Here is a 24,408-nt window from a genome sequence, read left to right as displayed (position 1 = left end):
AACAGTACTTACTGTGCGTCGATCGCCTGCAGCCGCTCCACGTACTTGGCGATGACGTCGACTTCGAGGTTGACCGGTGAACCCACCTCGGCCGTGCCGAGTGTGGTCAGGTCGAGGGTGGTGGGGATCAGCGAGATCTCGAACCAGTGCCCGCCGTCGTCGACTCCGAGCCCGGACACGGTGAGCGAGACACCGTCGACCGTGATGGATCCCTTCTCGACGACGTAGCGCGCTACCGACGTGGGCATCGTGATGCGCACGACGGTCCAGTTCTCGGACGGGCTGCGTCCGGCTACCGTGCCGGTTCCGTCGACGTGTCCTTGGACGAGGTGCCCGCCGAGCCTGCTACCGAGTGCCGCTGCGCGTTCGAGGTTGACGCGACTGCCGATATCCAGAGCGCCGAGGCTCGATCGGTTCAACGTCTCCTGCATGACGTCGGCGGTGAATCCGCCGTCGGGAAGTACTTCGACGACGGTCAGACATACTCCGTTCACCGCAATGGAATCCCCGTGGCCGGCATCGGAGGTCACCACCGGGCCCCGGACGGTGAAGCGAGCGGCGTCGGGCAGTTCGTCCTTGGCCACGATCTCGCCCAGCTCTTCGACGATTCCGGTGAACATCTACTTCGCTCCTTCGGGCACGACACTCAGAAGAACGTCGTTGCCGATCATGGTGACTGTCTCCGTGCGGAACCGAATTGCGTCGGCAATTGTTCCGATCCCCGCATTCTCCACCGCAGCCGGGCCGGTCCCCAACACCGCAGGTGCGATGTAGGCGACAATGCGGTCCACGAGACCGGCGGCGAGGAACGCGCCGGCCAGAGTCGGACCACCTTCTATCTGGATGTCGGTGTACTCGCTCAGCGCGTCGATCACCGCAGCCGGGTCATGTGTGTCCAGAAACACCGTCGGTGCCTCCGGACCGCGGATCGCGGCGGTCGCCGGTACGGGCCTCGATCCGACGACAACTCGAACCGGCTGATGCGACGACAGGGTGCCGTCGGGGCGACGGGCGGTCAGCCGTGGATCGTCGGCCAGTACGGTTCCGGTTCCGACGACGATGGCGTCGAGCTTGGCCCGTTCGGCGTGCACGTGCGCCCGCGCCTCGGGTCCGGTGATCCATTGACTCGTACCGTCGGCAGCCGCGCTACGTCCGTCGAGTGTCGCGGCGTACTTCCAGGTGACGTGTGGCCGTCCGGTGCGTTGTTTGTGCAACCAGGCCCGCAGTGGGCCCTGCTGTACCTCGCGCGCACCGACGCCCTGTTCGACGCGAATCCCGGCGTTCCGCAGTGTGTCTGCCCCGCCGGACGCGAGCGGGTTCGGATCCGCTACCGCGAACACGACCGACGCGACCCCGGCTGCGACGAGGGCCTGCGAGCACGGTCCGGTGCGGCCCGTGTGGTTGCACGGCTCGAGTGTCACCACCGCGGTGCCGCCGCGCGCACGGTCGCCGGCTTCGGTGAGTGCGACGATCTCGGCGTGCGGGCCGCCGGGTGGACGGGTGGAGCCGGTGCCCACGACGACGCCGCGGCCGTCGAGGATCACGGCACCGACCGCGGGGTTGGGGCTGCTGATACCCCGAGCGGCCTCGGACGCGTCGACGGCCAGAGCCATCGCCTCGACGACCGACACGGCCGGGCCCGGGGCGTCGGTCACGACAGGTGGTGCGATGCGCGGGCGGCCCGGCCACGGAGATCGCGCACTGCGGCGGCGGGATCGGCGGTGTTGTACACGGCCGAACCGGCCACGAAGCAATCGATGCCGGCCTCGGCGGCCTGCTCGATGGTGTCGGAGTTGATGCCGCCGTCGATCTCGACCACCAAGCGTAGATCTCCAGAATCGACAAGTGCCCGAACCGCTTTGGCCTTGGACAGCACTTCGGGCATGAACGACTGGCCGCCGAAACCGGGCTCCACACTCATCACCAGCAGAGTGTCGAAGTCGCGCAGAATCTCGAGGTAGGGCTCGATCGGGGTACCCGGCTTCACCGACAGGCCGGCTTTCGCACCGGCGGCCCTGATGTCGCGCGCCACGGCGGTGGGGTCATCCGTTGCTTCGGCGTGGAACGTGACGTTGTATGCCCCGGCCTCGGCATACGGCGGGGCCCAGCGCGCCGGATCCTCGATCATCAAGTGGCAATCGAGGGGAATACTCGTTGCTTTGAGCAGACTCTCGACCACCGGTAGCCCGAGGGTGAGATTGGGGACGAAGTGTGCGTCCATGACGTCGACGTGGAGCCAATCGGCCCCCGTGACGGCATCGGCTTCGGCGGCGAGGCGCGCGAAATCGGCGGACAGAATCGAGGGAGCGATCATCGGGGAAACCACGACTGGTGAGCCTAGTCGAGCCGGTATGGTGCCGACATGGCCACCATGGACTCCGCGAGCGCCGTCCTTGCCGAATTGCCCGAAGTCACCGAAAGCGTTCGGTACGGGAATCCCGCCTGGGGCATCAGCAAGCACGTGTTCGCGTGGGTACGACCGTTCAGCAAGGCCGACCTGAAACGATTCGGCGACGAGACCCCGCCCGCCGGACCGATCCTGGCCGTCAGGACTGCCGACCTGCACGAGAAGGAAGCCATCCTCGCCGCACATCCGCGCTCGTGCTTCACGATCCCGCACTTCGACGGGTTCTCTGCCGTTCTGATCGACGTCGACAACGCCGAGGACGACGAACTGCGCGAACTCCTCGTCAACGGGTGGCTGGTGTACGCACCCGCAGACGTCGCCGAGGCGTTCCTGGCCGGAGGGTGATCAGACCGGCTTGCGCAGCGCCGCCATGAACATCGCGTCGGTACCGTGCCGATGCGGCCACAGTTGCACCGACGGGCCGTCACCCAGTTGCGGTACTCCCGGCACGAGCGCGCGGGTGTCGAGCTGTTCGACGCCGTACCGGCGTACGGCGTCTGCAACGACGGCCGCTGTCTCGGACAGATGCGGCGAGCACGTCGAGTACAGCACCACCCCGCCGGGCCGGACCAGATCGATCGCTGCCGCCAGCAATTCCTTCTGCAGGGTGACCAATGCCGCCACGTCGGACGGTTGCCGACGCCACCGCGCTTCGGGGCGACGACGCAGCGCTCCGAGACCGGTGCACGGCGCGTCGACGAGCACGCGGTCGTAACCCGCGTCGAGTCCGGACTCGCGGCCGTCGACGATGTGCACCGTCACCGGTAGGTCCTTGGTGGTCTTGGACACGAGGTCGGCGCGGTGCGGGGTCGGTTCGACGGCGTCGACCCGTGCGCCGTCGATCTCCGCCAGGGCACCGAGCAGGGCGGCCTTGCCGCCCGGACCGGCGCACAGGTCCAACCATCGGCCACCGTCGTCGCCGAGCAACGGTGCCAACGTCAGCGCGCGGCCGACGAGCTGACTGCCCTCGTCCTGGACTCCGGCCAGTCCGTCCCGGACAGCATCGAGCTTGCCGGGGTCGCCGCCGTCGAGGTGCACCGCGTACGGCGAATAGGGACCTTCCTCTCCCCCGGTGATCAGCGCCAATTCTTCGGCGGAAATCTCTCCCGGTCGCGCGACGAGGTGGACCGAGGGACGCGCGTCGTCCGCCTCGAGGACCGCGGCGAGTTCGCCGGCATCGGCTCCGAGCGCATCGGCGAAGGCCTGCGCAATCCACTTGGGATGGGCGTATTCGAATGCCAGGTGACCGACCGGATCCGCCGTCGTCGCCGGTGCCAGCTCGTCGACCCACTGCGCTGCGGTTCGCTCGGACACTCGTCGCAGCACGGCGTTGACGAAACCTGCCTTGCCGGAACCGAATTCGGAGCGGGCGAGATCCACCGACGTGGCGACGGCTGCGTGCGGGGCAACCCGGGTGCGCAGCAGCTGATAAGCCCCGAGCCGAAGGATGTCGAGCAGTGGTCCGTCTATCTCTGCGGCAGGCCGCCCGGCCGCGTGTGCGATCACGGCGTCGAGCACACCCCGAGCGCGTGATGCGCCGTAGGCGAGTTCGGTGGCCAGCGCGGCATCGCGAGAATCCAACTTGCGCTCGCGGAGCAACCCGGGCAGCACCAGGTTCGCGTAAGCATCGCGCTCACGCACCGCTTTGAGCACGTCTCTGGCCGCACGCCGTGCCGGATCGATCGCGTCGACCGCACGGGGTCCGGTGCCCTGCGGCGGCCGGTTCCCTTTGGGCCCACGTGCCCCCGGTGACTTCTTGACGTACTTGCGGGGCTGGCTCGACTCGCGCTTACGAGGCCTGTCGGGCTCTGTCATCGTGCCACCGCCGTATCGTCCAGCCGAGCGCCGCGCGCCCAGTCGAGTGCCCTCATGACCTTCTTGCCCTGAGGTTGAATATCACCGAGAACGACTGCGCCGGTTCCGGTTCCGATGTGTACACCGGTCTTGCGTACGTCGATCGTTCCCGGCTCCAACGTGTCCGGCGACAGCTGAACAGGAGCGATCTTGACGCGGAGATCCCCGATGGTCGTCCACGCGCCCGGGGCCGGTGTGACGGATCTGATGTGTCGGTCGACGAATGCCGCGGATCTCGTCCAGTCGATGCGCGCGGCATCGACTGTCACTTTGCTCGCGTAGGACACACCGTCCTCGGATTGCGGTAGCGCTGCCGCCGTTCCGTCCTCGATCGCGTCCAACGTCGCGGCGAGCAAGTGGGCTCCGCTCGACGCCAGACGCCCGAGCAGATCACCCGTGGTGTCGGAATCCCGAATCCGTTCGGTGGTGACACCGAGTACCGGACCGGTGTCCATCCCGACGTCGAGAAGGAACGTCGATGCGCCTGTGACGTCCTCGCCCGCGGCGATCGCGGCCTGTACCGGTGCCGCGCCACGCCACGCGGGCAACAGTGAGAAGTGCAAATTGATCCAGCCGTACCGAGGTATGTCGAGTACCTGTTGCGGCAACAACGCGCCGTACGCAACGACCGGGCACACGTCGGGGGCGAGGTCGGTCAGCGCCGCCACGAACTCCGGGTCCGACGGCCTCGCGGGAGTGAGCACCGGGATGCCGTGCTCGTCCGCCAACACTCCGACGGGCGAGCGCACGGTCTTGCGTCCACGGCCGGCTGCGGCATCGGGCCGGGTGACCACGGCGATCACCTCGTGCCGTTCGGACTCCACCAGTCGCGCGAGTGACGGGACCGCAGGTTCCGGTGTTCCGGCGAAGACGACGCGCACTGAAGGCAACTCCCTGGGATGGACGAAACGATGTCGGTTGTCCATCCTAGGGAGTCACGGCAGCGTGCGACGATTCCGCACCGACGATCACGTCGCGTCGGTGCTGTCGGAACTGTCGGAAGCGTCCTCTGCGAGGATGCGATACAGCGATCGGCGTGCCTCGATGAGCACCTCGGCTGCCTGGTCGACCTGACGCACGGTTCCGACTCCGGCCACCTGACCGGCCGCTCCCATCAATTGTCCGATCAGTGCCCGAAGATCACGCGCATCGATGCCGACGGAATCGGCTACGTCGTCCCAAGGACTGCCGAGATCTGCTCGATGGTCGTCGACATGACGCCTGCCCTCGGCCGTCAGTGCTGCCGTCTTCCGGCCGGCCACCTTGTCGATCAGCACCAAGCCCTCGTCTTCGAGCTGCGACAGGGCCGGGTATATCGATCCCGGACTCGGCTTCCAGGTTCCGTTGCTCTTCTCGGCGATCTGCTGGATGAGTTCGTAACCGTGCATCGGCCGGTCCTCGAGCAGCAGGAGGATCGCAGCGCGGACATCGCCACGTCGGCCCCGACCGCCTCGGCCCCGACCACGACCGAAGTCGGCATTCGGCCCGAAACCGCCGGCCCCGACACCACCGGGCCACATACCGTCACGCCCCCGCCCGACAGGAGCTCCCCGACGTCTGCCGTGTTCTCCGTGACCTCTCCTTCCCCGACCTCTCTCGTGTCGTTCTCCGCCGTCTGGTTCTCCGTCTTCTGCCGGGCCGTGCTCATCGTCCTGCGCAACCCACATCTGGAACGGCGCGCCGCGTCGGCGCGGGTCTCCGTGCCGATTGCCTGCGAGTCCCATCCGGGGACCTCCGCGGCGTCCGAATTCGTGTGCAAAGCCTTCGAATGCGTAGTTCATCTCGTTCTCCTTCGTATCGATTGAACAAGTCGACGATATATCGGCAATACAACTTTGACAAGTCCCTCAGGTTGCCTCTCTATCTGGACGACGGGAACGCAACAGGACAGAGAAAGCCCATCACCCGATCCGAATGGGATCGATCTGAATCCGTACGCCCGCGCCGAGCTTCTTGGCGCTTCGGGACGCCTGCGCAGTCGACAGCGCTCGCGCCAGCGCTGCTCCGGTGCTTCGCGGAACCCGGATCAGGAGCCGCTGCACGTCTCCGGACAACCCGTCCTCGCCGCTACCCGCAGGTGCGCGTTGACCGTCCGGGAGATCGACGGGACCCAGTACCTCGACCGTCTCGGGTAGATCTGCACTGTCGACCAACGCTGTTATCGCGTCGGTGGTCCCGTCGATCGCCGCCACGTGAACGGCCGGTGGAAACCGAACCTCGACTCGTTCGTCCAGCTGACTGCGCGCGTGCCACAGCGGATCCCAGCGCACCAGGGCCTGGACGGTGGGGATCTCGGACTCGGCCACCACGACCACACGTCCCCCAGCCGCCCCGGGCCGAACCATCGACGCAGCCGTCATCCAGCGGCGCAGTGTCTCTTCTGCCGCACGCAGATCCGCCCGGCCCAGCAGCGCCCAACCGTCGAGCAGCAGCGCGGCGCCGTATCCGCCGTCCACGGTCGGCTCGGCACCGACGGTCGACACCACGAGCGAACCACCGGGGCGCACGGTATCGAGGACGGTGGCCCCACCGGAGTTGTGTATCGGCACGCCAGGGAAGGCGCGGCCGAGCTCCTCGGCCGTGCGTCCCGCTCCGATCACCACGGCGCGCAGGTTGCGCGACCCGCAGACCGTGCAGCGGTGTGCGGCATCGGCGATTCCGCACCAGGAACACGTCGGGCTGCCCGCGCCGTCGCTGCCCGGAGCCGAGGGCAGGGCGAGCGGACCGTTGCAGCGTCGACACCGAGCCGGATGGCGGCACTTCGCACACGCCAGCGACGGAACATAACCGGCGCGTGGAACCTGAACCAGCACAGGGGTATCCGCTTTCAGCGCCGCACGTGCGGCCTCGAAAGCGATCGCCGGTAGCCGCGCGACCCGGGCTGCCGGATCCCGAGCGAGCGCGTGGTCCGAGTCGGCCAGCGCGACCACGTGAGGTTGCCGTTCACGCACCAGCTCACGTGGGGCGACCAGGTCGTGGGCCCAGCCGGAATCGACGAGAGCCTCGGCCTCGGCCGTCCGGGAATGTCCGCCGACGACGACCGCGGCTCCCGACACGTGCGCGCGGAGCAACGCCACCTCACGTGCATGCGGATACGGTGAGCGTGGTTCGGCGAAACTGTCGTCGCCGTCGTCCCAGATCACGATCAGGCCGAGGTTCGACACGGGCGCGAACACCGCACTGCGTGTGCCCACCACGACAACGGGGCCCGACCTCAGACAGCGCAACCATTGCCGGTACCGCTTGGCCGGTCCCAAACCGGCCGACAGCGCCACCACACGGTCGGCCCCGACTGCCGCAGCGCACGCGCCCTCCAGACGATCGAGATCCCGTTGGTCGGGCACCACGACCACTGCGGACCGTCCGCTCCCCACTGTGACGGCAGCCAATTCGGCCAATCGAGCGGGCCACACCTCGCCGGGTAGGGCCTGCCACACCGCACGCGGAACACGGTGCTCGCCAAGGGCATCGAGGAAATTGGAGCCATGGGTATACGCCGCCCAGCCCGTGCGATCGACGACCGGCTCTGCTGCCTCGTCGACGACCGGAGGGGGCTCTGCCTCGACCCGTGCGTGGCGAGCCGGAACCGCCAGACGCAGCACATCCGCTCGCGTTCCTGCGTAGCGATCGGCCACCGCCGACACCAACTCGGCGATCTCGGGAGTCAGTACGCGCTCGGCGGACACGACCCGGTCGAGCCAGCCGAGACGACCGGGATGGTCGGTCTCGGCCAGCCTGGCGAGTACGAACCCGTCGACGAGCCGGCCGGCAAAACGAACGCGTACCCGCACACCGGGCTGGGCATCGTCGCTGGCGTCCTCGGGAACGAGGTAATCGAACTCGCGGTCGAGGTGCGGCAGCGGAAGCATCGGAAGAATGCGCGCGATCGGCAGATCGGCTGCCGCTACCGGCGTCACACCAGCCACCGCACCTCCTTCTCGATCGTCACCCCACACTCGTCGTGGGAGCACCGAGCCGGTGCGAACAGGGTACGTGCGGCAGCATCGCTGCCGGAGTGGAGGGACCTACAGGCCTGCCGCGTCCCGGAGCTTGTCGGCGCGATCGGTGGATTCCCACGGAAGATCGATGTCGGTACGTCCGAAGTGACCGTACGCGGCCGTCTGCGCGTAGATCGGGCGCAGCAGGTCGAGGTCGCGGATGATCGCACCGGGACGGAGGTCGAAGACCTCGCTGATCGCCGCCTGAATACGCGCGGGATCGGTCTTCTCGGTGCCGAACGTCTCGACGAACAGACCGACCGGTGCTGCCTTGCCGATCGCATAGGCCACCTGCACCTCGATGCGGTCGGCCAGACCGGCTGCGACCGCATTCTTGGCGACCCACCTCATCGCGTATGCGGCGCTGCGGTCGACCTTCGACGGGTCCTTGCCCGAGAATGCTCCGCCGCCGTGCCGAGCCATGCCGCCGTACGTGTCGACGATGATCTTTCGGCCGGTCAGACCGGCGTCTCCCATCGGACCACCGAGCACGAACTTTCCGGTGGGATTGACCAGCAACCGGACGTTCGAGGTGTCGAGAGTCGGTACGTCCAGCTCTGCGAGTACCGAGCCCAGGACCTTCTCGCGGATGTCGGGAGTGAGCAGGTTGTCGAGGTCGATGTCTGCTGCATGCTGGGTCGAGATCACGACGGTATCGAGACGAACGGCGTCGTCCCCGTCGTACTCGATCGTGACCTGAGTCTTGCCGTCCGGACGCAGATACGGCAGCACACCGCTCTTGCGAACCTCGGTCAGTCTCCGAGACAGCCTGTGTGCCAACGCAATCGGCAGCGGCATGAACTCGGGTGTATCGGTGTTGGCGTAGCCGAACATCAATCCTTGGTCGCCGGCACCCTGACGGTCGATCTCGTCGTCGGACAATCCCTCGACGCGGGCCTCGTGCGAATGGTCGACGCCCTGCGCGATCTCGGGTGACTGCGCGCCGATGGCGACGTTCACACCACAGGAGTTTCCGTCGAATCCCTTGGCGGACGAGTCGTACCCGATTTCGAGCACCTTCTCGCGCACGATCTTCGGGATGTCCGCGTAGGCGGTGGTGTTCACCTCACCTGCGACGTGGACCTGGCCCGTGGTGACGAGCGTCTCCACCGCCACTCGGGCTCGCGGATCCTCGGTGAGAAGAGCGTCGAGGATGGAATCGCTGATGGCGTCACAGATCTTGTCTGGATGACCTTCTGTAACGGACTCGCTGGTGAAAAGCCGACTACCGGACTTGCTCACGGACTTCCTCTCGACGCATGTTCTTGCCCGACCCGACGGATGATGCCGGCCGAGCACTCCACGAAAATTGATGTTCCCTCGGTGTTATCGCCCCTGTGGGAGCCACGCAAACCTTTACGGCGCTGTCGCCCTGGTACCCAGAACGCTAGCTGCTACGACATCGATCGTGCACCCTCGACATCAGCGGGTGTCCGAAGTGGGCGGCGTATCGCGGGAACGAAGCATCTGGGCGACCGAATCCAACACCCTGCTGGCGAGCAGAGCTTTCGAGCCCTCCCCCAGCGCGGCCTCGGAGCCGTCGGATCCCAACAACCAGCCGTCGTTGTGGTCGACCTCGAAGGCCTTGCCGTCACCCACCGCATTGACGACGAGCAGATCGCAGCCTTTGCGTTCGAGCTTGGCTCGCGCGTAGGTGAGCACGTCACCGTCGGCGTCGCCCGTCTCGGCGGCGAATCCGACGATCACCGTCGACGATCGGACGTCTCCGCTGTGCCGAGCCGACACGAGACCGGCGAGGATGTCGTCGTTGCGGACCAGAGGAATCGACGACGGTTCGTTCGAGCCCTTCTTGATCTTGCTGCTCGCGATGGACTCGGGTCTGAAGTCGGCGACCGCAGCCGCCATCACCACTGCGTCGACGTCGGTCGCATGCGAGCGCACCGCGTCCTGCATATCGGACGCGGTCTTCACGTGGACCACATCGACCGCCGCGGGTGCCTCGAGGTCGCTGGTGTAGCCGGCGATCAAGGTCACGTGGGCACCGCGCTGGGCTGCGACTCGAGCCAACGCGTACCCCTGCTTGCCGGAACTCCGATTCCCCAGAAAACGAACGGGATCAAGGGGTTCCCGCGTACCACCGGCCGAGATCAGTATTCGCCGTCCCTCGAGATCGCGCGGCATCGCGTCCGCACGTTCGGTCAGCAGCATGGCGAGAGCGAAGATCTCCTCGGGCTCGGGCAGTCGGCCCGAACCGGTGTCGCGTCCGGTCAACCGGCCGGACGCAGGCTCGATCACCTGGGTACCGCGCGATCGGAGCGTAGTGACGTTCGCGACGGTGGCCGGGTGTTCCCACATCTCCGTGTGCATGGTCGGGGCCAACACGACGGGGCACCGAGCGGTCAGCAACGTCGCGGTGAGCAGATCGTCCGCCCGCCCGCCCGCAATTCGAGCCATCAGGTCCGCGGTGGCCGGCGCGACGACGACGAGATCCGCTTCCTGCCCCAGCCGGACGTGCGGCACTTCGGGCACATCGGCGAACACGCCGGTGTGCACCGGCTGGCCGGACAATGCCTCGAATGTTGCGCGGCCTACGAATTCGAGCGCCGACGCAGTCGGAATCACTCGAACCTGATGGCCGTTCTCGGTGAATTTTCGAATGAGCGCACAACTCTTGTAGGCGGCGATACCGCCGCCTACTCCGACGACCACATGCACGTCAGGTGTCCCCTGTCGGGTTCTTATTCGCCTTCGGTGTGCTCGAGGAGGTCGGCGTGGATCTCGCGAAGCGCGATGGACAGCGGCTTTTCCTGCAGACCGGGCTCGACCAGCGGTCCCACGTATTCGAGGATGCCGTCACCGAGCTGGTTGTAGTAGTCGTTGATCTGGCGTGCGCGCTTGGCTGCGTAGATGACGAGCGCGTACTTGGACGAGGTGCGCGCAAGCAATTCGTCGATGGGTGGATTGGTGATGCCGAGCGGCGTGTCGTAGGCCGGCAGAGCGCTGCGTCCGTCGAAGTCGGAAACGGCCGCTGAAGTGCTGCTCACTGATGATCTCCTGAAATTGCATCGTTGGTGCTACGAACTAGCTGGTCGGGGCCTCATGCGCCGTGAAAATGGTCAGCTGTTGCCGACCGACGACCTACCGACCAACAAGGATACCAACTGTTCGCACGAATGGTCGACATCGGTATTGACAACGACCGTGTCGAACTCGTCCTGCGCCGCCAATTCCACTCTCGCCGTTTCCAATCGTCGCTCGGTGGCGGCGCTCTCCTCCGTCGCTCGACCGACCAGACGAGAGACCAGGTCTTCCCACGTGGGCGGTGCCATGAACACCAGCAGAGCTTCCGGCTTGGACACCCGAACGGCGCGGGCACCGGCCAGATCGAGCTCGAGCAGCACCGGGCTGCCGGCCTCCAAGGCCGCGTCCACTGCGGCGGCAGGTGTTCCCGATCGCTGCAGGCCGCCGTGGATACTCGCCCACTCCAACAGCTCACCGTCGGCGATCATCCGGTCGAACTCCTCGGACGACACGAAGTGGTAGTCCTGACCGTCCACCTCGCCAGGCCGCGGCGATCGCGTCGTGACCGACACACTGAAGACCAGCTCCGGTAGCGCCGCGCGCACGAGCCGAACGACACTGGACTTGCCGACGCCGGAAGGGCCGGACAGCACCACCAACCGGCCCCGCTTCTTCTCCGGCACGGACGTCGCCGCAGTGTCACTCACCGTCGTCAGGCCTCGAAATCGAACTTCGTCAACAGCGCTTTGCGCTGCCGATCCCCGAGTCCGCGCAGTCGACGAGTGGGCGCGATCTCCAACTCCGTCATCAGCTCCGCGGCCTTGACCTTGCCCACCTTCGGCAACGCCTCGAGCAATGCGGATACCTTCATCTTGCCGAGAATCTCGTCCGTCTCGGCGTCCTTGAGAACCTGCTTGAGGTCGGTGCCGCCGCGCTTGAGGCGCTCCTTGAGCTCGGCGCGAGCCTTGCGGGCGATAGCTGCCTTTTCGAGGGCAGCAGCGCGCTGCTCGGGGGTCAACTGGGGAAGGGCCACTGTCGGTTCCTCCGTCTTCTCGTTTCGGGGCGAGCGACCGGTCCGATCAGGATCGGTTCGCCGCTCATCGGTAGGTGCCTGCCGAGGACCATCCGTGCAGGGATTCCCGGTCGATTCGCATTGTCGTCGGCAGCGTTAGCGACCGTACCGACGACGGGCGCTCACCGCTAACCCACCCCCACACGCTCGCCGACGCGACCATGGACTATGCGAGACCCGCTTCGATCTCGTCACGCAACTGCGTCGCCGCCGCACGCAACGCCGTCACCGACGGACCCGCCGCCAGCACACTCCGAGAAGAGTTCGGCAACAGCAGCTCTCGGCAATCACGGAAGATCTCTGCCAGATCGTTCACCGTGGCACCCTGGGCACCCAGGCCGGGCGCGAGCACCGGCCCGCGGTAGCCCGACAGATCGAGGCCGTGATCGCGGGTGGCGCCGACCACCAGGCCGACCGTGTCTGCATCGACACGGTTGCGCGCAGCCGCCGCGTCGACGATCGACTGCGCAACGGACCCACCCGTCGACATCGACGCGTGCTGCAGCGCGGAACCTTCCGGATTCGACGTCCGGGCAAGGACGAACACGCCGCGGTCGTGAGCGACAGCTCGGTCGATTGCCGCACCCAACGAGTCGAACCCCAGGTACGGCGACACCGTGACGGCATCGGACGACAGCGGAGAACCCGGCTCCAGCCACGCCTGCGCGTACGCATCCATCGTCGTTCCGATATCGCCGCGCTTGGCATCGGCGATCACCAACGTGCCTGCGTCCCGCAACACCCCGACAGTGCGCTCGAGAACCGCATAGCCGGCCGAACCGTACGACTCGAAGAACGCCACCTGAGGCTTGACGACAGCCACCTCACCGACGAACGCCTCCACACACAGCTCGGCGAAGACCTCGAGACCGTCCGCCGAGCGCGGCAGGCCCCACGCCTGGAGCAGAGCCGGATGCGGATCGATGCCGACGCACAGCCGACCGCGCGCGGCGACCGCTGCCCGGAGCCGGTCCGACCAACTGTGGTGATGACTCACGGCAGAACCAGGCCTTCCTTCAGACCCGCATGCAGATCCTGCAGGGAACGAACACCGATTCCACCGGCGATGGCTGCCTCGATGCCCTGCACTGCGGCCGACGCACCCTGCACCGTGGTGATGCACGGAATGTTCTGCGCCACAGCGGCACTACGAATCTCGTATCCGTCGACGCGGGGACCGGAGTTGCCGTACGGGGTATTGATGACCATCGCGATGTCGCCGGCCAGAATTCGGTCGACGATCGTCTGCTCACCCTCCGGGACATCCTCGCCCGACTGCTTGTACACCTGCTCGCACTTGATTCCGTTGCGCCGCAACACATCTGCGGTTCCTTCGGTGGCCAGGATGTCGAACCCGAGATCGGCGAGTCGTTTCACCGGGAAGATCAACGACCGCTTGTCCTTGTTCGCCACCGATACGAATACTGCACCGCCGGCGGGCAGCGAACCGTACGCGGCGGTCTGACTCTTGGCGAAGGCAGTGCCGAAATCGAAGTCGATACCCATCACCTCACCGGTGGACTTCATCTCCGGGCTGAGCAGTGTGTCGACGCCGGTTCCGTCCGCGCGGCGGAACCTGTTGAACGGCAACACCGCTTCCTTGACGGCGATGGGCGCACCCGCCGGGACGGTGCCACCGTCTCCGGTCTCCGGCAGGATTCCCGCAGTCCGAAGTTCGGCGATGCTCTCCCCCAACATCACTCGGGCGCAAGCCTTCGCCAGCTGCACGGCCGTCGCCTTGGACACGAACGGCACCGTCCGGCTGGCTCGAGGGTTGGCCTCGAGGACGTACAGAATGTCGTCCTTGAGGGCGTACTGCACGTTCAGCAGGCCCTGGACACCGATTCCCTTCGCGAGGGCTTCGGTCGATCGACGCACGTTCTCCAGGTCGGTCTTGCCGAGCGTGATCGGCGGGAGTGCACATGCGGAGTCGCCGGAGTGGATGCCGGCCTCCTCGATGTGCTCCATGATGCCGCCGATGTACACCTCGGTGCCGTCGCACAGCGCGTCGACGTCGATCTCCACGGCATCTTCCAGGAACCGGTCGACCAGCACCGGTCGGTCGTCCGAGATCTCCGTCGCATTGGAGATGTAGGTCGCCAGGGATGCCTCGTCGTAGACGATCTCCATACCGCGTCCGCCCAGCACGTACGACGGGCGCACCAGCACCGGGTAACCGATTCCTGCGGCGATCTCACGGGCCCCGTCGAACGTCGTCGCGGTGCCGTATTTGGCTGCCGGCAGTCCTGCCGCGTCCAGTACCTTGCCGAACTCTCCGCGGTCCTCGGCGAGGTCGATGGCCTCGGGAGAGGTTCCGACGATGGGTACGCCTGCGGCTTTCAGTCGCTTCGCCAGACCGAGCGGGGTCTGTCCGCCCAGCTGCACGATGACCCCGCGCACCGTTCCCGAGGCGGCCTCGGCCCGGTACACCTCGAGCACGTCCTCGAACGTCAGCGGCTCGAAGTACAGGCGATCGGCGGTGTCGTAGTCGGTGGAGACGGTCTCGGGGTTGCAGTTGACCATGACCGTCTCGTAGCCGGCCTCGGACAGCGTCAGCGCCGCATGCACACAGCTGTAGTCGAATTCGATGCCCTGACCGATGCGGTTGGGACCGGATCCGAGGATCAGGACCTTGGGCCGGTCCGGCTGCGGGGCAACCTCGGTCTCGGCTTCGGGGTCGAGCTCGTAGGTGCCGTAGTGGTACGGGGTCTTGGCCTCGAACTCCGCCGCACAGGTGTCGACAGTCTTGTAGACCGGGTGCACACCGAGCTCGTCGCGCAGCGCCCGCACTCCGTCCTCACCGTCGAGTTCGGGTCGCAGAGCGGCGATCTGGCGATCGGACAGACCGTGGTACTTGGCCTGACGCAGCAGCGCCTCGTCGAATTCGGCCGCCTCGCGAACCTGGACGCCGAGTTCGTGGATCTGCTGGAACTGGTCGAGGAACCACGGGTCGATCTTGGTCGCCTCGAACAGCTGCTCGAGGGTGGCACCGAGAGCGAATGCCTTCTCGATCCCGTACATCCGACCGTCCTGCGGTACGGACAGGTCCTTCAGCAACGCGTCCAGACTTTCTGCCTCGACCTCGGGGCCGGTCCAGTAGCCCGCGCGCTTGGTTTCGAGCGAGCGCATCACCTTGCCGAAGGCCTCGGTGAAGTTGCGGCCGATGGACATCGCCTCGCCGACGGACTTCATCGTCGTGGTCAGTGTGCCGTCGGCACCGGGGAACTTCTCGAACGCGAATCGCGGTGCTTTGACGACCACGTAGTCCAGCGTCGGCTCGAAGCAGGCCGGCGTCTCCTTGGTGATGTCGTTGACGATCTCGTCGAGGGTGTACCCGATGGCCAGCTTGGCGGCCATCTTGGCGATCGGGTAGCCCGTGGCCTTGGACGCCAGAGCCGACGAGCGTGACACTCGCGGGTTCATCTCGATGACGACCAGTCGGCCGTCGGCCGGATCCATCGCGAACTGGATGTTGCAGCCGCCGGTGTCGACGCCCACCTCACGCAGGATGTCGATGGAGAGGTCGCGCATCTTCTGGTACTCGCGGTCGGTGAGCGTCATCGCCGGCGCAACGGTGACCGAGTCGCCGGTGTGCACGCCGACGGGATCCACGTTCTCGATGGAACACACGATGACCACGTTGTCGCGGCCGTCACGCATGAGCTCGAGCTCGTATTCCTTCCAGCCGAGGATGGACTCCTCGATCAGCACGTTGGCCGTCGGGGACGCCGCCAGGCCGCCTCCCGCGATCCGGGTCAGATCCTCGTCGTTGTAGGCCAATCCCGAACCGAGCCCACCCATCGTGAACGACGGCCGGACGACGACCGGGAAACCGAGCTCGGCGACGGTCTCGCGTACCTCGTCCATCGTGTAGCAGACGGCCGACTTGGCGGATTCTCCACCGACCTTGGCGACGATGTCCTTGAACTTCTGGCGATCCTCGCCGCGCTGGATCGCGTCGAAGTCGGCACCGATCAGTTCGACGCCGTACTTGGTGAGAATGCCCTGATCGTGCAGAGCGACAGCTGCATTGAGAGCCGTCTGTCCGCCCAGGGTCGCGAGCACGGCCTGGATGGGGTGGCCCTGCTCGGCCTCGCGAGCGAAGATCTTCTCGATGAACTCCGCGGTGATCGGCTCGACGTACGTCGCGTCGGCGAACTCCGGGTCGGTCATGATCGTGGCCGGGTTCGAGTTGACGAGGCTGACCCGCAGTCCTTCCTCACGAAGCACTCGACACGCCTGGGTGCCGGAGTAGTCGAACTCGCAGGCCTGGCCGATGACGATCGGGCCGGATCCGATCACCAGGACGTGGTTCAGGTCTGTGCGGCGTGGCATTACTTCTTCTCCTGAAGGACGCTGGTGAAACGGTCGAAGAGGTAGGCGGCGTCGTGCGGGCCGGCCGCGGCCTCGGGGTGGTACTGCACCGAGAAGGCGCTGCCGCCGATCAGCTCGACGCCCTCGACGGTGCCGTCGTTGGCGCAGGTGTGGCTGATTCGTGCTCGACCGAAGTCGGTGTCGAATTCCTCGCCTGCTTCACCTTCGAGTGCGAACCCGTGATTCTGCGCGGTAATCGCGATGCGACCGGTGGTGTGCTCGATGACCGGGATGTTCATGCCGCGGTGGCCGAACTTCATCTTGTACGTGCCGCGACCGAGTGCCCGCCCGAAGATCTGGTTGCCGAAGCAGATGCCGAACAGCGGCAGCTCTCGTTCGAGTACCTGCCTGGTCAGCGCGACACTCGTGTCTGCCGTGGCCGGGTCTCCCGGGCCGTTGGACAGGAACACACCGTCCGGGTTCAGTTCGAGAACCTGCTCGATGCTGGTGTTCGACGGCACCACGTGCACGCGGATACCGCGCTCGGCGAACATTCGCGGAGTGTTGGTCTTGATGCCGAGATCGACTGCCACGACGGTGAATCGAGCGTCGCCGGTCGGTTCGATGGTGTACCCGGCACCGGTGGTCACCTCGCCGGCGAGGTCCGCGCCGAGCATGGACTGCTGACCGGTCACCTGCTCGAGCATCTCGTCCGAGGTGCCGAGTGCGTCGCCCGAGAACACTCCCGCTCGCATCGAGCCGCGCGTACGCAGGTGGCGGACGAGAGCGCGCGTGTCGATTCCGGCGATGCCGACGACGTTCTGCGCCTCGAGCTGGTCTTGCAGCGTTCCGGTCGAGCGCCAGCTCGACGTCCGGCGCGCTGGATCTCGGACGACGTAACCGGCGACCCAGATCTTGTTGGGATCCTGGGCACTGGCCGCCTCGCCGTCCTCCTGGTTCCAGCCGGTGTTGCCGATCTGCGGAGCCGTGGCCACCACGATCTGGCGGTGGTAGCTCGGATCGGTCAGCGTCTCCTGGTATCCGGTCATACCGGTGCAGAAGACGGCTTCGCCGAGCGTGCGCCCCTGGGCCCCGAACGTGGTGCCGCGGAACGTCCGGCCGTCCTCCAGAACAAGAACTGCGCTGCTCACGCGGTTTCCTCCTTGGTTTCTCCGGTGAAACCCTCTGTCCACACCGGGTAGATCTGCTTGTCGTCGGCCCTGAAGCCGGTGTCTATTTCGGTCCCCGTCGGCAACTCCCATCGGATCACCAGGAGACCGTCCTTGGTCATGACCTTGCCTGCGAGTCCGCGCTCGGTACGGATCGCCCGGATCGATTCGTTCGGAATCCAGATGGGTGACTCGCCGTCCCGATCGAGGAGGATTCCCTTCTCGTGTCGTGACAGCTCGCCGGTGGCGCGGTGGCCGATGTCGCCCACGGCGATCCGGTCCTGCCAACTCGGCGCAATGGTGCTGCCGACGTAGAGCCCGGTGGCCGGCTGGATTCGGTTGGCACCCAGGTCGTCCGGCACGGCCGGGAACTCGCCGATGCGTCCTTCCTGACGCTTCTGACGCCCGCGCCAACCCCAGAAGATCAGCGCGATCATCAGCGCCCAGAACAGGATGAAGCCGATGACGATGAGAACTCTGTCCACGGCTCTACTCCCCTGCCCTGTTCGCCACGACTCCGTCGCGGACGGTGATACGTCCACGGAACACGGTGGTGGTCACCTTGGACGAGAAGCTCATGTCCTCGAACGGTGTGTTGTGTGCGACGCTGGCGAGCTTCTTGCCCGACACCGTCCAGTCGGCCTTCGGATCGACCAGCGTCAGGTTGGCGATTTCGCCCACCTCGATCGGACGGCCCTGATCGGCCAGGCCGACGATCTCGGCCGGACGTTCGCTCATGACCCTCGCCACACCGCGCCAGTCCAGCAGACCCGGGTTCACCATCGTGTCGACGACGATCGACAGCGCGGTCTCCAGTCCGAGCATCCCGGGCCGGGCGATGGAGAACTCACAGCATTTGTCCTGCTCGGCATGCGGTGCGTGGTCGGTTGCCACGCAATCGATCACGCCGTCGGCCAGACCCTTGCGCAACGCGTCCACGTCGGACTTCTCGCGCAACGGCGGGTTCACCTTGTTGACGGCGTCGTATGTCTCCAGACGCGAGTCGTCGAGGAGCAGGTGATGGGGCGTTACCTCGGCGGTGATCGAAATTCCCTGCCCCCGAGCCCATTTCAGCAACTCGACGGTGCCGGCAGTGGAGGCATGGCAGATGTGCACCCGCGCATTCGCGTCCCGAGCGAGCAGGGCATCGCGCGCGACGATCGATTCCTCGGCGGCACGCGGCCAGCCGGTGAGACCGAGCCGGGCGGCGTTGGGACCCTCGTGAGCGACCGAACCGACGGTCAATCGCGGTTCTTCCGCATGCTGGGCGATCAACACTCCGAGCGAACTCGAGTACTCCAGTGCGCGACGCATGATCAGTGGGTCGTCGACGCAGTGGCCGTCGTCGGAGAACATCTTGACCCGACCGACCCCGGCAGCCATCGTGGCCATCTCGGCCAACTGCTTGCCTTCGAGCCCTACGGTGACGGCCCCGACGGGGTGCACGTCGACGAGCCCGACTTCCTGTCCGCGGCGCCACACATGGTCGGTCACGACGACCGAATCCGCGACCGGCGAGGTGTTGGCCATGGCAAACACGGCGGTGTACCCACCCAGAGCGGCTGCGGCGGAGCCGGTTTCGATGGTCTCGGTGTCTTCCCGACCGGGCTCCCGCAGATGGGTGTGCATGTCGACGAAGCCGGGCAGCAGAACCTGGCCGCGCGCCTCGACCACGTCGGCGCCGTCGGCGTCGACGTCGGGCCCGATCTCGACGATCTCCTCGCCAGTGATCAGGACGTTCGTTTCGGGGCCCTCGCCGTACAGCAGGACTCCACGCAGCAGTACCGACGGTGCCGGAGCGGTCATGATGCTCCCCCGTCCGAACCGACCAGCAATCGGAACAGGACTGCCATCCGCACGTGAACTCCATTCGTAACCTGTTGCAAGACTGCAGTTTTGGGTGAGTCGGCCACCGAGGACGCGATCTCCATACCGCGCAGCATCGGCCCCGGATGCAGCACCACGGCGTGCTCGGGCAACAAGTCGAGTCGGCGCTGCGAAAGTCCGTACGTGATCGAGTACTCCCGCGCCGACGGAAAGAACCCGCCGTTCATCCGCTCGGCCTGCACCCGAAGCATCAACACCGCGTCCAACCCGGGTAGCTCGGCGTCGATGTCGTGCGAGACCCGAACCGGCCAGCCCTCGACACCGACCGGCAGCAGAGTCGGCGGCGCTACCAGCACGACGTCGGCTCCGAGGGTGGACAGGAGAATCGCATTCGATCGCGCTACCCGGCTGTGCAGAACATCGCCGACGATCGCGATCCGGCGACCGGAGATATCGCCCAGGCGTTGCCGAACCGTCAGGGCATCGAGTAACGCCTGTGTGGGGTGTTCGTGGGTACCGTCGCCCGCATTGATGACCGCCGGACCGGCACCGGTGGAACGACCATCGAGGCCAGCCCCTTGGTCGGCGGTCCACCGGGCGATCTGGTGCGCGGCACCCGACGCAGGGTGGCGAACGATGAGTGCGTCGGCACCGGCCGCGCGCAGGGTCATCGCAGTGTCGCGGAGGGACTCCCCCTTGGATACCGACGAACTGCTGGCACTGACGTTGATCACATCGGCGCTCATCCATTTGCCCGCGACCTCGAACGACACCCGAGTTCGGGTGGAGTTCTCGAAGAAGACGGTCATGATCGTCCGGCCGCGCAACGTCGGCAGCTTCTTGACCTCGCGACCGAGCAGTGCCTGCTCGAAACGCTCGGCCTCGTCGAGCAGTTCGGTGGCGGATTCCGCAGTGAGGTCGGCGACCGACAGCAGGTGTTTCATCGCGTCGATCCTCCCTCGGACAAGCTGACGCCATCCCGCCCGTCGTGCTCGGAGAGCAGCACCGAGACGTCCTCGGAGCGGGCCGTGGGCACGTTCTTGCCCACGTAATCCGCCCGGAGGGGAAGTTCGCGGTGGCCGCGATCGATCAGGACCGCGAGTTGGACGGCGCGAGGGCGTCCGAGATCGCGCAGCGCGTCGAGCGCCGACCGGACGGTACGGCCGGAGAACAGCACGTCGTCGACCAGAACGACCAGGGCATCGTCCACTCCGCCGGTCGGCACCGAGGTGCGTTCGAGTGGACGGTGCGGTTTGTTGCGCAGATCGTCGCGGTACAGGGTGATGTCGAGCGAGCCGAGCGGGGGCCGCACGCCGGAGAACGCCTCGATACGTTCGGCGAGACGCTCGGCCAGGGTGGTACCGCGAGTGGGAATGCCCAGTAGCACGACACGCGGCGAGTCGGGAGCGTCGAGCGCGGTCTTCTCGATGATCTGGTGAGCCATGCGAGAGATGGTCCGACCTACATCGGCTGCGGACAGCAGCTCACGGACGGCAGAATCGGCGGATGAACTTTCGGGCGCAGGCAAACTACGACCTCCTTCTCCGCCTCTCTGGACGGATCGTTAAAGGATGTCTGGCACTAGAACTGCGTAAAGCCTAGCAACGCTCTGCGAACCGAACCCACCAGGCTCGCAGAGCGTTCGGTCACACTGCCGTGGACGGGTGTGTCACAGATCGGAGTCGACCGTCGCATCGTCCGGGCCTGCGGCCTGGGGACGCGACGACACAGCAGCCGCAGCGGCGCGAACCTGCGGTGCCACGAGCACGATCTGGCCGAGTACACCGTTGACGAAGCCCGGCGAATCGTCGGTGGACAGCTGCTTGGCCAGCTCGACGGCCTCGTCGACAGCAACGACCGGTGGGACGTCGGTGGCGTGGAAGAGCTCCCACACCGCGACCCGCAAGATCGCCCGATCGACTGCGGGCAGGCGACCGATCGTCCAGTCCTTGAGATGATCGGCGATCACGCCGTCCAGTCGGTCCAGGTTCTCTGCCACCCCCTCGACCAGCGCGGAGGTGTACTCACTGACCGGTGCGATCGTGTCGTCGCCGCGCGCGAGTTCGATCCGTTCGCTGGTCAGATTCACCGGGTCGACGTTGCGCGCTTCTGCCTCGAACAGGAAATCCACGGCACGCTTGCGGGCCTTGTGGCGCGCACCCAGCTTCTTCGCGCCGGGGACGCCGTTCTGCGAACCGGAGGATGTCGACTTCTTCGATGACACGTTAGGAGTTCACACGCCCGAGGTAGTTGCCGTCACGGGAATCGACCTTGAGCTTGTCGCCGGTGTTGATGAACAACGGCACCGAGATCTCGGCTCCGGTCTCGAGCGTGGCCGGCTTGGTGCCACCGGTCGAGCGGTCTCCCTGCAGGCCGGGGTCGGTGTGCTTGACCTCGAGCTCGACGGTGACGGGAAGCTCGACGTACAGCGGGACGCCCTCGTGCATCGCGACCTGGACGCGAAGGTTCTCGAGCAGGAATCGCGCGCCGTCGCCGACGGTCGCCTCACCGATGGAAAGCTGGTCGTAGGTGTCGGCATCCATGAACACGTAGTCGCTACCGTCGTGGTAGAGGTACGTCATGTCGCGTCGGTCGACCGTTGCGGTCTCGACCTTCACACCGGCGTTGAACGTCTTGTCGACGACCTTGCCCGACAGCACGTTCTTGAGCTTGGTTCGCACGAACGCAGGCCCCTTACCGGGCTTGACGTGCTGAAATTCGATGATCGACCACAGCTGGTTCTCCAGGTTGAGAACCAGTCCGTTCTTGAAATCGCTGGTGGAAGCCACTTGCTTCGCGTCTCCTCAATCGTTTGTGCGCGTGACGCGCCGTCGGTCACGTGCGGGATTCGCTCCCGCCCGCGCGCTAGACGGACGTGAGTTCCTTGCTTGTCAGGGTGAGCAGTTCCGGACCCTCGTCGCGAACGACGAGTGTGTCCTCGATCCGAACGCCGCCGCGGCCGGAGAAGTAGACACCCGGTTCGACGGTGACCGCTGCACCGCTCAGCAGTGTACCGGTGCTCGACTTCGCGATTCCCGGCGCTTCGTGAATTTCGAGGCCGACTCCGTGACCGAGCCCGTGCAGGAAGTACTCGCCGTACCCTGCCTCCTCGATGACCGACCGCGATGCGGCGTCGACCGAAGCGGTCTCGATACCGGGTGCCAGCGCCTCTCGGCCTGCAGCCTGCGACCGCTGCACCAGGTCGTACAGCTCGCGCTGCCACTGCGCCGGCGCACCGATGACGAAGGTGCGCGTCATATCCGAGTGGTACCCGGCCACCAGCGCGCCGAAGTCCAGCTTCACGAAGTCCCCCTCGGCCAGGACGGCGTCGGTCGGGCGGTGATGCGGCACCGCGGAGTTCGCCCCGGCGGCAACGATGGTCTCGAACGAGACGGCGTCGGCACCGTGATCGAGCATCAGCGATTCGAGCTCGCGAGCCACCTCACGCTCGGTCCGGCCCGCGCGAATCCCGCCGCCGCTCAGAAGCTCGGCGAGCGCGTCGTCGGCGGCGCGGCACGCGTCTCGAAGCACACCCACCTCGTACTCGTCCTTGACCATGCGCAGCGATTCCACGACTCCCGGCGCGCGCACCAGTTCGAGGCCGCCGTCGAGCTCGGCCCACGCGCGATGGGCGTCGACCGTGACCACATGACTCTCGAAGCCGACACGGGTGCCGCGACCGGAAATACCAGCACCGAGCAGGTGCAGCGCCGACGCGCGGTCGATCTCTGCGCGCAGATCGGGAACCTGCTCGGCGACCTGGGTGACGTAGCGGCCGTCGGTGCAGATCACTGTTCGCTCGTCACCTCCGGTCGACACGAGCAGCGCGGCATTCGAGCCGGTGAAGCCGGTCAGATAGCGCACATTGAGCAGGTCGGTGATCAGAATCGAGTCGAGGCCGTCCTGGATCAACAGCTCTCGCAAGGCACCGCGGCGGGCGCCGAAATCAGCAGACATGTTCCCGACATTACTGGTCGGCCGTCAACGGATCGGGAGCCTCGGCTGCGCCGCCCCCACGGCGAACCTGTGGGCCCCGACACACAATCGGCCACGTGCGGATATGCTGTGCCGCATGACTGGGTGGGCAGTGCGTGGCATAGGTATGGCTTTGATCAACGTCGTCGCTCGACTGCTGCTGGGGGCAGCGGTGTCGATGTGGCCTCTGAGCGGTTCGGCGCTGCGATGGGTGGCGTATGCCCTCGTCGTGCTCGTCATCGCCGTCTGGGCCGGCATCGACGGGATCCGCGACCGACGCAGGAACCCCGACCCGGACAAGGGCGAGGACCTGACGATGGTCTGGCTGAAGGCTGCTGTGGTCGGCGGCCTGCTTGCCGGATTGATCAGTTGGATCATCGATTTCTTCGTCGACTTCAGCCTGGGCCAGAACGGACTGATCTTCGAGCTGACCTCGGGCGCAGCGTTCACGATCCTGACGGTGTTCGTCGTCGCGAGCATCGCGATGTTCGTCGGCAGGCAGATCGTCAACCGCGAGGCGAAGAAGAAGTTGGCCACCTCCGACGCCGAGCGAGCACACGAGCGCCAGCTGGTGAACGCGGGCTCGGCCGAGCGGGCGGACCAGGCGGGCACACGGTCGCAGGCCGAACCGCAATGGGCACCCGAGCACGGCGAGGCCGACACCGAGGTGTTCTCGGCTGTCGACGCCGACGGCAAGCCCCGGATGGACAAGCGCGGCAACCGTCACGGGAGCGCCGACGGCTCCTGATCCACGCGGCACACGTCCAACGGGCGGTGGTCGATGCACCGATGCATCGACCACCGCCCGTT

The 24,408-nt window shown here is 66.4% G+C and carries 25 protein-coding genes; 3 read left to right on the top strand and 22 right to left on the bottom strand.

The genetic code is table 11. The features are described 5' to 3' along the window. Positions 1 to 8: 8 nt before the first annotated feature. Genes RFA01S_RS11960 through rpe form a run of 3 tightly spaced genes read right to left on the bottom strand, consistent with a single transcriptional unit; the run spans position 9 to position 2,326 of the window. The gene (locus RFA01S_RS11960; protein WP_032391440.1) at positions 9 to 620 is read right to left on the bottom strand and encodes a riboflavin synthase; all 612 of its coding nucleotides are present in this window, start codon (positions 618 to 620) and stop codon (positions 9 to 11) included. Then, complete coding sequence (gene ribD, locus RFA01S_RS11955) at positions 621 to 1,613, bottom strand: bifunctional diaminohydroxyphosphoribosylaminopyrimidine deaminase/5-amino-6-(5-phosphoribosylamino)uracil reductase RibD (protein WP_032391612.1); 993 nt, start codon at positions 1,611 to 1,613, stop codon at positions 621 to 623. Between the two features lie 38 nt (positions 1,614 to 1,651). After that, entirely contained in the window at positions 1,652 to 2,326 is a 675-nt protein-coding gene (rpe, locus tag RFA01S_RS11950; protein WP_032391441.1) for a ribulose-phosphate 3-epimerase, read from the bottom strand. Positions 2,327 to 2,362: 36 nt separating this feature from the next. Between rpe and RFA01S_RS11945 the strand changes: the two genes are divergently transcribed. Then, positions 2,363 to 2,752, top strand: coding sequence for an MmcQ/YjbR family DNA-binding protein (locus tag RFA01S_RS11945; protein WP_032408277.1), 390 nt, complete (start codon positions 2,363 to 2,365; stop codon positions 2,750 to 2,752). Here the strand turns inward: RFA01S_RS11945 and RFA01S_RS11940 are convergent, their stop codons facing one another. The 3 genes from RFA01S_RS11940 to RFA01S_RS28530 form a co-directional block, all read right to left on the bottom strand. Next, positions 2,753 to 4,222, bottom strand: coding sequence for an RsmB/NOP family class I SAM-dependent RNA methyltransferase (locus RFA01S_RS11940; protein ID WP_032388415.1), 1,470 nt, complete (start codon positions 4,220 to 4,222; stop codon positions 2,753 to 2,755). It lies immediately after the preceding gene. Then, on the bottom strand, positions 4,219 to 5,142 hold the full coding sequence (gene fmt, locus RFA01S_RS11935) for a methionyl-tRNA formyltransferase (protein ID WP_032408278.1): 924 nt from the start codon (positions 5,140 to 5,142) through the stop codon (positions 4,219 to 4,221). The genes RFA01S_RS11940 and fmt overlap by 4 nt, the downstream gene beginning before the upstream one ends. Positions 5,143 to 5,229: 87 nt before the next feature. After that, positions 5,230 to 5,649, bottom strand: coding sequence for a PadR family transcriptional regulator (locus RFA01S_RS28530; protein ID WP_032365748.1), 420 nt, complete (start codon positions 5,647 to 5,649; stop codon positions 5,230 to 5,232). On the opposite strand from RFA01S_RS28530, the gene RFA01S_RS28525 reads away from it, so the two are divergent. Continuing rightward, a complete protein-coding gene (locus tag RFA01S_RS28525; protein WP_032408279.1) occupies positions 5,644 to 6,066 on the top strand; it encodes a hypothetical protein in 423 nt (140 codons plus the stop codon). The two genes, RFA01S_RS28530 and RFA01S_RS28525, sit on opposite strands and share 6 nt — an antisense overlap. A gap of 96 nt (positions 6,067 to 6,162) precedes the next feature. Here RFA01S_RS28525 and RFA01S_RS11925 read toward each other — a convergent pair whose 3' ends face one another. The 16 genes from RFA01S_RS11925 to RFA01S_RS11850 all read right to left on the bottom strand — a co-directional run bounded on the left by RFA01S_RS11925 (position 6,163) and on the right by RFA01S_RS11850 (position 23,580). Further along, a complete protein-coding gene (locus RFA01S_RS11925; protein WP_174557248.1) occupies positions 6,163 to 8,130 on the bottom strand; it encodes a primosomal protein N' in 1,968 nt (655 codons plus the stop codon). Between the two features lie 156 nt (positions 8,131 to 8,286). Then, positions 8,287 to 9,501, bottom strand: a complete 1,215-nt coding sequence (gene metK, locus RFA01S_RS11920) for a methionine adenosyltransferase (protein ID WP_032365746.1) — start codon at positions 9,499 to 9,501, stop codon at positions 8,287 to 8,289. Positions 9,502 to 9,681: 180 nt separating this feature from the next. Beyond that, positions 9,682 to 11,061 (bottom strand): bifunctional phosphopantothenoylcysteine decarboxylase/phosphopantothenate--cysteine ligase CoaBC, encoded by a 1,380-nt coding sequence (coaBC, locus tag RFA01S_RS11915; RefSeq protein WP_503629768.1) that lies wholly within the window; start codon positions 11,059 to 11,061, stop codon positions 9,682 to 9,684. After that, complete coding sequence (gene rpoZ / locus RFA01S_RS11910; RefSeq protein ID WP_008716576.1) at positions 10,959 to 11,264, bottom strand: DNA-directed RNA polymerase subunit omega; 306 nt, start codon at positions 11,262 to 11,264, stop codon at positions 10,959 to 10,961. Before rpoZ ends, coaBC begins: the two co-directional genes overlap by 103 nt. Before the next feature lie 72 nt (positions 11,265 to 11,336). Then, the gene (gmk, locus tag RFA01S_RS11905; RefSeq protein WP_032391446.1) at positions 11,337 to 11,948 is read right to left on the bottom strand and encodes a guanylate kinase; all 612 of its coding nucleotides are present in this window, start codon (positions 11,946 to 11,948) and stop codon (positions 11,337 to 11,339) included. Positions 11,949 to 11,953: 5 nt separating this feature from the next. Continuing rightward, positions 11,954 to 12,274, bottom strand: a complete 321-nt coding sequence (gene mihF, locus RFA01S_RS11900; RefSeq protein ID WP_027496987.1) for an integration host factor, actinobacterial type — start codon at positions 12,272 to 12,274, stop codon at positions 11,954 to 11,956. Between the two features lie 205 nt (positions 12,275 to 12,479). Beyond that, entirely contained in the window at positions 12,480 to 13,310 is an 831-nt protein-coding gene (gene pyrF / locus RFA01S_RS11895) for an orotidine-5'-phosphate decarboxylase (protein WP_032408281.1), read from the bottom strand. After that, positions 13,307 to 16,648 (bottom strand): carbamoyl-phosphate synthase large subunit, encoded by a 3,342-nt coding sequence (gene carB, locus RFA01S_RS11890; protein ID WP_032365742.1) that lies wholly within the window; start codon positions 16,646 to 16,648, stop codon positions 13,307 to 13,309. Before carB ends, pyrF begins: the two co-directional genes overlap by 4 nt. Beyond that, entirely contained in the window at positions 16,648 to 17,889 is a 1,242-nt protein-coding gene (gene carA, locus RFA01S_RS11885; RefSeq protein ID WP_371829098.1) for a glutamine-hydrolyzing carbamoyl-phosphate synthase small subunit, read from the bottom strand. Before carA ends, carB begins: the two co-directional genes overlap by 1 nt. Continuing rightward, positions 17,775 to 18,281 carry a PH-like domain-containing protein gene (locus tag RFA01S_RS11880; RefSeq protein WP_027496983.1) on the bottom strand — a complete coding sequence of 169 codons (507 nt, stop codon included), beginning with the start codon at positions 18,279 to 18,281 and terminating at the stop codon, positions 17,775 to 17,777. The genes carA and RFA01S_RS11880 overlap by 115 nt, the downstream gene beginning before the upstream one ends. Before the next feature lie 4 nt (positions 18,282 to 18,285). After that, positions 18,286 to 19,602: a dihydroorotase gene (locus RFA01S_RS11875; RefSeq protein ID WP_032408283.1), complete on the bottom strand. Its 1,317-nt coding sequence runs from the start codon at positions 19,600 to 19,602 to the stop codon at positions 18,286 to 18,288. Beyond that, on the bottom strand, positions 19,599 to 20,567 hold the full coding sequence (locus RFA01S_RS11870) for an aspartate carbamoyltransferase catalytic subunit (protein WP_032408284.1): 969 nt from the start codon (positions 20,565 to 20,567) through the stop codon (positions 19,599 to 19,601). The genes RFA01S_RS11875 and RFA01S_RS11870 overlap by 4 nt, the downstream gene beginning before the upstream one ends. Further along, entirely contained in the window at positions 20,564 to 21,151 is a 588-nt protein-coding gene (gene pyrR, locus RFA01S_RS11865; protein WP_027496980.1) for a bifunctional pyr operon transcriptional regulator/uracil phosphoribosyltransferase PyrR, read from the bottom strand. The genes RFA01S_RS11870 and pyrR overlap by 4 nt, the downstream gene beginning before the upstream one ends. A 141-nt stretch (positions 21,152 to 21,292) precedes the next feature. After that, on the bottom strand, positions 21,293 to 21,847 hold the full coding sequence (gene nusB, locus RFA01S_RS11860) for a transcription antitermination factor NusB (protein WP_032408285.1): 555 nt from the start codon (positions 21,845 to 21,847) through the stop codon (positions 21,293 to 21,295). Position 21,848: 1 nt separating this feature from the next. Next, positions 21,849 to 22,412: an elongation factor P gene (gene efp, locus RFA01S_RS11855; RefSeq protein WP_027496978.1), complete on the bottom strand. Its 564-nt coding sequence runs from the start codon at positions 22,410 to 22,412 to the stop codon at positions 21,849 to 21,851. Positions 22,413 to 22,488: 76 nt separating this feature from the next. Beyond that, positions 22,489 to 23,580 (bottom strand): M24 family metallopeptidase, encoded by a 1,092-nt coding sequence (locus tag RFA01S_RS11850; protein WP_032408286.1) that lies wholly within the window; start codon positions 23,578 to 23,580, stop codon positions 22,489 to 22,491. Positions 23,581 to 23,695: 115 nt separating this feature from the next. Here RFA01S_RS11850 and RFA01S_RS11845 point away from each other — a divergent pair, with 115 nt between their 5' ends. Beyond that, complete coding sequence (locus tag RFA01S_RS11845) at positions 23,696 to 24,346, top strand: B-4DMT family transporter (protein WP_027496976.1); 651 nt, start codon at positions 23,696 to 23,698, stop codon at positions 24,344 to 24,346. Positions 24,347 to 24,408 lie beyond the last annotated feature (62 nt).

The sequence above is a fragment of the Rhodococcoides fascians NBRC 12155 = LMG 3623 genome, from assembly GCF_001894785.1.
GTDB lineage: Bacteria > Actinomycetota > Actinomycetes > Mycobacteriales > Mycobacteriaceae > Rhodococcoides > Rhodococcoides fascians.
Note: the sequence above shows the minus strand (reverse complement) of the source record. Positions and strands in the feature narration are given on the sequence as shown.

Excerpts from the sequence above, each read along its gene's own strand:
- RFA01S_RS11925 (WP_174557248.1), bottom strand. The coding sequence starts at position 8,130 with ATGCTTCCGCTGCCGCACCTCGACCGCGAGTTCGATTACCTCGTTCCC.
- carA (WP_371829098.1), bottom strand. The coding sequence starts at position 17,889 with ATGGGAGTTGCCGACGGGGACCGAAATAGACACCGGCTTCAGGGCCGA.
- RFA01S_RS11870 (WP_032408284.1), bottom strand. The coding sequence starts at position 20,567 with ATGAAACACCTGCTGTCGGTCGCCGACCTCACTGCGGAATCCGCCACC.
- RFA01S_RS11945 (WP_032408277.1), top strand. The coding sequence starts at position 2,363 with ATGGCCACCATGGACTCCGCGAGCGCCGTCCTTGCCGAATTGCCCGAA.
- RFA01S_RS11960 (WP_032391440.1), bottom strand. The coding sequence starts at position 620 with ATGTTCACCGGAATCGTCGAAGAGCTGGGCGAGATCGTGGCCAAGGAC.
- ribD (WP_032391612.1), bottom strand. The coding sequence starts at position 1,613 with ATGGCTCTGGCCGTCGACGCGTCCGAGGCCGCTCGGGGTATCAGCAGC.
- carB (WP_032365742.1), bottom strand. The coding sequence starts at position 16,648 with ATGCCACGCCGCACAGACCTGAACCACGTCCTGGTGATCGGATCCGGC.
- RFA01S_RS11845 (WP_027496976.1), top strand. The coding sequence starts at position 23,696 with ATGACTGGGTGGGCAGTGCGTGGCATAGGTATGGCTTTGATCAACGTC.
- RFA01S_RS28530 (WP_032365748.1), bottom strand. The coding sequence starts at position 5,649 with ATGCACGGTTACGAACTCATCCAGCAGATCGCCGAGAAGAGCAACGGA.
- RFA01S_RS11875 (WP_032408283.1), bottom strand. The coding sequence starts at position 19,602 with ATGACCGCTCCGGCACCGTCGGTACTGCTGCGTGGAGTCCTGCTGTAC.
- RFA01S_RS11850 (WP_032408286.1), bottom strand. The coding sequence starts at position 23,580 with ATGTCTGCTGATTTCGGCGCCCGCCGCGGTGCCTTGCGAGAGCTGTTG.
- RFA01S_RS11940 (WP_032388415.1), bottom strand. The coding sequence starts at position 4,222 with ATGACAGAGCCCGACAGGCCTCGTAAGCGCGAGTCGAGCCAGCCCCGC.